The sequence below is a fragment of the Microbacterium testaceum genome (assembly GCF_001476285.1).
Lineage (GTDB): Bacteria > Actinomycetota > Actinomycetes > Actinomycetales > Microbacteriaceae > Microbacterium > Microbacterium testaceum_B.
The window spans coordinates 1-5714 of the sequence record NZ_LDRU01000046.1; the positions used below are offsets into that span (position 1 = coordinate 1).

The window sequence follows — 5714 nt, forward strand, 5'->3', positions numbered from 1 at the left end:
CCCGTCCCTCGTCCTCCGCTCGTCACGCCCCACCCCGCCCGCGGTTCTCGACGAACGTCTGATGCCCGCCGGGCCGCCGCGGGGTTGAGTGGTCGAGCCACGTTCGTGGCGCACTCGTCGAGACAAGGAAGCGGGCAACGTCATGGCATTCGTGACCACCGAAGATGGCGCAGAGATCTACTACAAGGACTGGGGGAACCCCGAGGCGCAGCCGATCGTGTTCCACCACGGCTGGCCCCTGTCGTCCGACGACTGGGACGCGCAGATGCTCTACTTCCTCGGCAAGGGCTTCCGCGTGATCGCGAGCGACCGGCGCGGTCACGGCCGCTCGTCGCAGATCGGCACCGGCCACGACATGGACCACTACGCCAGCGACGTCAGCGCCGTGGTCGAGCACCTCGACCTGCGCAACGCCGTGCACATCGGCCACTCCACCGGCGGCGGCCAGGTCGCCCGCTACGTCGCGAAGCACGGCGAGCCCCAGGGTCGTGTCGCCAAGGCCGTCCTGGTCGCGGCCGTCCCGCCGCTGATGCTGCAGCGCGACGACAACCCCGAGGGCACCCCGCTGTCGGTGTTCGACGGGTTCCGTGAGGCCCTCGCGGCCAACCGTGCCGAGTTCTTCGAGGCCGTGGCATCCGGACCCTTCTACGGATTCAACCGCGACGGCGTCACTCCCTCACAGCCGGTCATCGACAACTGGTGGCGCCAGGGCATGACGGGCAGCGCGGTCGCGCACTACGAGGGCATCAAGGCGTTCTCCGAGACCGACCAGGAAGCCGACCTCCGCGCCATCACCGTGCCGGTGCTCGTGCTGCAGGGCGACGACGACCAGGTCGTGCCGTACAAGGCCGCGGCGATCCGCCAGCACGAGATGCTCGCGAACTCGACGCTGAAGATCTACGAGGGCTACCCGCACGGCATGCTCACCACACACGCCGATGTGATCAACCCCGACATCCTCGCGTTCATCCAGCAGTAAAGAGCCGACGAGAGGCGCATTCCGGGGAATTCGGGGTGCGCCTCTCGCGCGTCGTGGGAGCGGTACCGTGTGTGTGAGAGGGCCACGCTGCCGCGGGCCCCGCCGACGTAGCGTGTGAGGACCCCCACCGGAACGCACGCGAGGAGTCGGGATGCATCCGCCGCAGATCGTGGACCAACTCTCGACCATGCTGGGCCGCCGGGTGCACCTGCGCGAGACGACGTACCCGGCGGTCGTCGACCGCGAGACGGTGTGCGTCGACGTCCCGTTCGGCCGGGGAGCGGCGTACCTCCGCATCGTCGGCGCGATGCAGAGCGAGCTCGGTCCGTTCGAGTGGGCGGTGATCGACGCCGCGGCGTACCTGCTCGACCTCGGGGCGGGCCTGGCCGCGTCGCGAGACACGGTGCTCACCGGACTGATGGATGCCGACCGCCGAAGGCGGCGCGAAGCCCTCGGGGAGGTGCGCGCCCGGCGGTGGGTCGACGGTCGGGCCGACGACCTCGACGTGCTCGTCGTCCGACTCGACCCGGCCCGCGAGCTCGCGGTCACCGCGTTCGGCCGGCACCTCGCGCTCACCCTCCACGGGGCGGTGCACTTCGTCGGCATCCGCGACGCGGCCGCCGTCTTCCTCGCCGCTCCCGTGCGCGACATCGACGACCTGACGGATGCCGTCGCCCGCGAGGCCGCCGTGCACGGGGTCGTGCCACGGGGTCTCGGAATGGCGACGTGCGGCGCGGTCGAGACCGACATCGACGCCGCGGTCGAGCGCGCGATCGCCTCCGCACGGCTGCGCGCGACCCTGCCCGACCAGGTCGCGTCGGTGCGCGCCGAAGACCTCGGCGGGTGGGCGCTCCTGCACACCGTGCCGCGCTCACGCCCGCTGCTGCACCAGGCGTGCCCGGCCGCCTTCGACCTCCTCGCGCTGGACGATCCGACGCCCCGAGAGACGGTCGAGGCGTACCTGGATGCCGCCGGGCGCGTGCCCGTGGCCTGCGAGAGGCTGCACATCCACCGCACGACGCTGTACTACCGGCTGGAGCACCTGCCCGAGTCGGTTCGCACCGCGCTCGCAGATGGTCTGCAGCGGACCACCCTGCACCTCGCGCTCAAGCTGCTCCGGCTGTGGGAGGAGGAAGCGTCCGAGGCGGCGGTGGTGCCGCTGCGCGAGGAGGGGTTGTTGCGGGCGTGACGGGTGTCAGAGATCGCGCAGGTACTCCGGTCGGGCGATCATCGCGTGGATGATCATCTCGTGGCCGTCGTCGAAGGTGAGGGTCACGAGCTCGAGTGTCCGACCCGCTGCTCCATGCCGATCAGCAACCAGCGACGGGGGTCGTCCTCGTCGTCGAGCGGCCATGGCGCGAGGACGTGGCTCGCGGCCTGCCGAACGGCGTCGTCGTTCAGCCGGTCGCGGTGATAGTGCTTTCGAGCAGAGCGATGCAGCTCAGGCAACGTGAGCCCACTCGCGCACGGCCGCGCGTATGGCTTCGGATCGCGACGTGATGCCCTCGGCTTCTGCTCGTCGCATCAACGCCGTCAATGTTTCAGCGTCGAGGCGGACGGTGGTCGCTTCGCCGGGACCGTTTCCGATCGCCGGTCGGCCTCGCGACGGCCGGGGAAGACGGGTGAGGTCGTAGCCCTCTTCGGCTTCGTCGGCCCAGGCCTGTACCTCGGAGTCGGTGACGCGCTTGCCGCGCAGGAGGTGGTCGCCCATGCGAATAACGTACACGAAAATGCGGTCGGTGGGGAGGGTGACCCCGTACGGTCACGCGCCGCCGAAACGCTCCGTCCGCACGCGCAGCGGCGGATGGCCGACGGCGACCACCGCGTCGGCCGTCGCCTCGACGAACGCGGTCGGTCCGCAGATGAAGATGAGGGGTCGCTCCGCGGGCGGAATCGTCAGGCGCTCGAGCTCGGCCATCGACACGCGCCCCGCGGCCCGCGGCGATCCGGGCGGGGCGAGGCGCGTGTGGATCCACTCGGTCGGGATGCCGAGGGCCCCGAGCCGGTCGATCTCGTCGGCGTACATGGCATCCGGTGCCGAACGCACCGAGTACAGCAACCGGAACGGCTGGGAGGTGCCCGCGGCCGCGCGCGCCCGGGCGATCGAGAGGAGCGGGACGATGCCCGAGCCGCCGGCGATGAGCTGCACGGGGGAGGGGTCGCTCTCGTGCCACACGAAGTACTGACCGAGCGGGCCCTTCACCTCGAGGAAGTCGCCGGGACGCACCTCTTCGACGAGGTAGGGCGAGACCTCGCCGTCCTCGACCTCGTCGACGGCGAGCTCGACGCTGTTCCCGGGGCCGAAGCTCGCGATCGAGTACGAGCGCTCGGCCTGGTAGCCGTCTTCGGCGGTGAGGCGGATGTCGAGGTGCTGCCCGGGGAGGCTCCCCGTCCAGCCCGGGACGTCGAGCACGAGCGAGCGGGCGTGCGCGGTGAGGCGGGTGACCGACGCGACGTGCGCCGGCAGCCAGGGCGTCGCCGTCACCAGTACCGCTCTTCGCGCCACGGATCGCCGTGCATGTTGTAGCCGTTCTGCTCCCAGAAGCCGGGATCGTCGCGCGGTTGCATGACGAGGCCGCGCACCCACTTCGCGCTCTTCCAGAAGTAGAGGTGCGGCACGAGCAGGCGCGCGGGCCCGCCGTGCTCGGGCGTGAGCGGCTTGCCGTCGAACTCGAAGACGACCCAGGCCTTGCCGCCCATCAGGTCTTTCACCGGCACGTTCGTCGTGTATCCGCCGTACGAGTGCGCCATCACCGAGGGGGCGGCGCTGTCGATGTCTGCCAGCAGCGTGTCGACCGAGACCCCGCGCCACGACGTGCCGAACTTCGACCATCGGGTCACGCAGTGGATGTCGGTGCGCACGTCTTCGATCGGCAGCGCGTGGATCTCGTCCCACGTCCACGTCGTCGTCGCGCCCGTCTCGGTGCGGATCGCGAACTGCCAGTCGTCGAGCCGGATGCGAGGGGTCGGGCCCGCGGACAGCACGGGGAAGTCGTGCGTGAGGTATTGCCCCGGGGGAAGTTGCGGGTCGGACGCGCGCCGGCGTGCACCGAAACCCCTGCTGAACTCGGCCATGACGCCTCCTCGCCCCGACCCTACTCGGGGGCGCCGACACCCGGCTTCGACAATTGACGGACGGGTCAGGCGCCCTGCCACACCGAGGCGCGGGCCGAATGCGCCGCGAGAGCCGCGAGGCGTTCGCGCGGGACGCGGAGGCGACTCAGCTGGATGAGACCTTGGGATGCCAAGACCGTGCGTTCGGCGTGCGCGGCGGCCTCCTCGGCATCCAGGATCAGGTCCTGCTCGGCCGCCGTCCGCAGGAACGTCTCCGCCAGCACGCGCTCCATCCGCGCGGTCGTCGCCGCGGAGATGTCGAGCACCTCGGGGAAGCGATCGCCGAGCTCGACGATCGTGTTGAGCATGAGGCATCCGCGTCGATCCGCGGACGAGCCGCACTCGTCGACCACCCGCTGGAGGAACTGCCCGGCCACCACCGCGAGATCGGTGCGCGGCGCGGAGGTCGCCTCGGCCACGAACGCCACGCGCCCCTCGCAGTACCGGCGGAAGACGCAGAGGAACAGCCCGAGCTTGCTCGCGTAGGCCGCGTACAGGCTGCTCGTGCCGACTCCGGATGCCACGGCCACGTCTTCCATCGAGGTGCGGTCGTATCCGCGCGACCAGAACAGCTCCTGCGCAGCATCCAGGAGCTCGTCTTCGTCGTATCGCCGGGGTCGACCCACGCGGCCACGGTACCCGCTGCACCCCCGGCCTTCTCAACGGGCACGTCCTGTTCTCGCGCAATCGTGTCCGTTTGCGTCGCACGGTCCGGCGGGGCCGCGCGGAGAATTGGAGCGACCGTTCCATTACTCGGCGGAGGATGCGCGTGACGACCTCGAGTGGCCCGCTGGCCGAGTTCCTGCGCGACCGACGCGAGTCGCTCACACCCGCGCAGGTCGGGCTGTCGGACTCGTCGCGCCGCCGCGTCCGGGGCCTGCGTCGCACCGAGGTGGCCGAGCTCGCCGGGATCAGCGCCGACTACTACCTGCGCATCGAGCAGGGTCGGGGGCACCGCCCCTCGGCGGAGGTGCTCAGCGCTCTCAGCCGCGCGCTCCTTCTCGACGTGTACGGCGACGAGCACCTGCACCGCGTCGCCAATCTGTCGGCGGGGCACGAGGCGCCGACCGTCAGCGACGAGGTCCCCGCGGGCATCCGCGCGCTGCTCGACCTGCACCCCGAGACGCCGGCGTACCTGTCGAACGGCACCCTCGACGTGATCGGGGTCAACGAAGCGGGCCGGTTGCTCGCGCCCGGGGGTCTGCGACCGGGACTCAACCTCGTGATGTCGGTGTTCGAGCACTATCCCGACCCGCACTCGGAGTCGCACTGGCGGCGCACCGCGAGCAACCTCGTCGCGTCGCTGCGGTACCACGCCGATCCGCGCAGCCCCCGGCTGCGCCACATCGTCGACACGCTCAGCGCGACCGACCCGCGCTTCGTCGAGCTGTGGCAGAGATGCGAGGTGCGGCCGCACACGAGCTCGTGGCCGCTGGTGTACATCGAGTCCCACGGGTGGGTGGGCCTGCGAAGCGAGACGTTGGCGATCCCGGCATCCCGTGGCTGCACGATGACCCAGTTCTTCGCCGAACCGAACACCCCCGGGGTCGAGGCGCTGCGCGACCTCGTGCGGCGGGCGTACGGCCGGGCGTGACGGGCGTACGGCCGGGCGTGACGGGCG

Annotated in this window: 8 protein-coding genes; 3 read left to right on the forward strand and 5 right to left on the reverse strand. The window is 71.0% G+C overall.

Going from position 1 to position 5714, the window contains the following annotated elements; translation table 11 throughout:
* Positions 1–142: 142 nt before the first annotated feature.
* Entirely contained in the window at positions 143–979 is an 837-nt protein-coding gene (locus tag NS283_RS09240) for an alpha/beta fold hydrolase (RefSeq protein ID WP_058596576.1), read from the forward strand.
* Positions 980–1130: 151 nt separating this feature from the next.
* Positions 1131–2168: a helix-turn-helix domain-containing protein gene (locus tag NS283_RS09245; RefSeq protein ID WP_058596577.1), complete on the forward strand. Its 1038-nt coding sequence runs from the start codon at positions 1131–1133 to the stop codon at positions 2166–2168.
* 6 nt (positions 2169–2174) lie between these two features.
* On the opposite strand, the gene NS283_RS19235 is transcribed toward NS283_RS09245, so the two are convergent.
* From NS283_RS19235 to NS283_RS09270, 5 genes are all read right to left on the reverse strand, one after another.
* Positions 2175–2333 carry a hypothetical protein gene (locus tag NS283_RS19235; RefSeq protein ID WP_241492221.1) on the reverse strand — a complete coding sequence of 53 codons (159 nt, stop codon included), beginning with the start codon at positions 2331–2333 and terminating at the stop codon, positions 2175–2177.
* A gap of 87 nt (positions 2334–2420) precedes the next feature.
* Positions 2421–2690: a ribbon-helix-helix domain-containing protein gene (locus NS283_RS09255; RefSeq protein WP_058596578.1), complete on the reverse strand. Its 270-nt coding sequence runs from the start codon at positions 2688–2690 to the stop codon at positions 2421–2423.
* A 51-nt stretch (positions 2691–2741) separates the two neighbouring features.
* Positions 2742–3464 carry an FAD-binding oxidoreductase gene (locus NS283_RS09260; protein ID WP_058596579.1) on the reverse strand — a complete coding sequence of 241 codons (723 nt, stop codon included), beginning with the start codon at positions 3462–3464 and terminating at the stop codon, positions 2742–2744.
* Positions 3461–4054 (reverse strand): molybdopterin-dependent oxidoreductase, encoded by a 594-nt coding sequence (locus NS283_RS09265; protein WP_058596580.1) that lies wholly within the window; start codon positions 4052–4054, stop codon positions 3461–3463. Before NS283_RS09265 ends, NS283_RS09260 begins: the two co-directional genes overlap by 4 nt.
* Before the next feature lie 65 nt (positions 4055–4119).
* The gene (locus tag NS283_RS09270; protein WP_081317347.1) at positions 4120–4719 is read right to left on the reverse strand and encodes a TetR/AcrR family transcriptional regulator; all 600 of its coding nucleotides are present in this window, start codon (positions 4717–4719) and stop codon (positions 4120–4122) included.
* Positions 4720–4862: 143 nt separating this feature from the next.
* On the opposite strand from NS283_RS09270, the gene NS283_RS09275 reads away from it, so the two are divergent.
* The gene (locus NS283_RS09275) at positions 4863–5687 is read left to right on the forward strand and encodes a helix-turn-helix domain-containing protein (RefSeq protein ID WP_058596582.1); all 825 of its coding nucleotides are present in this window, start codon (positions 4863–4865) and stop codon (positions 5685–5687) included.
* The last annotated feature ends 27 nt before the right edge of the window (positions 5688–5714 follow it).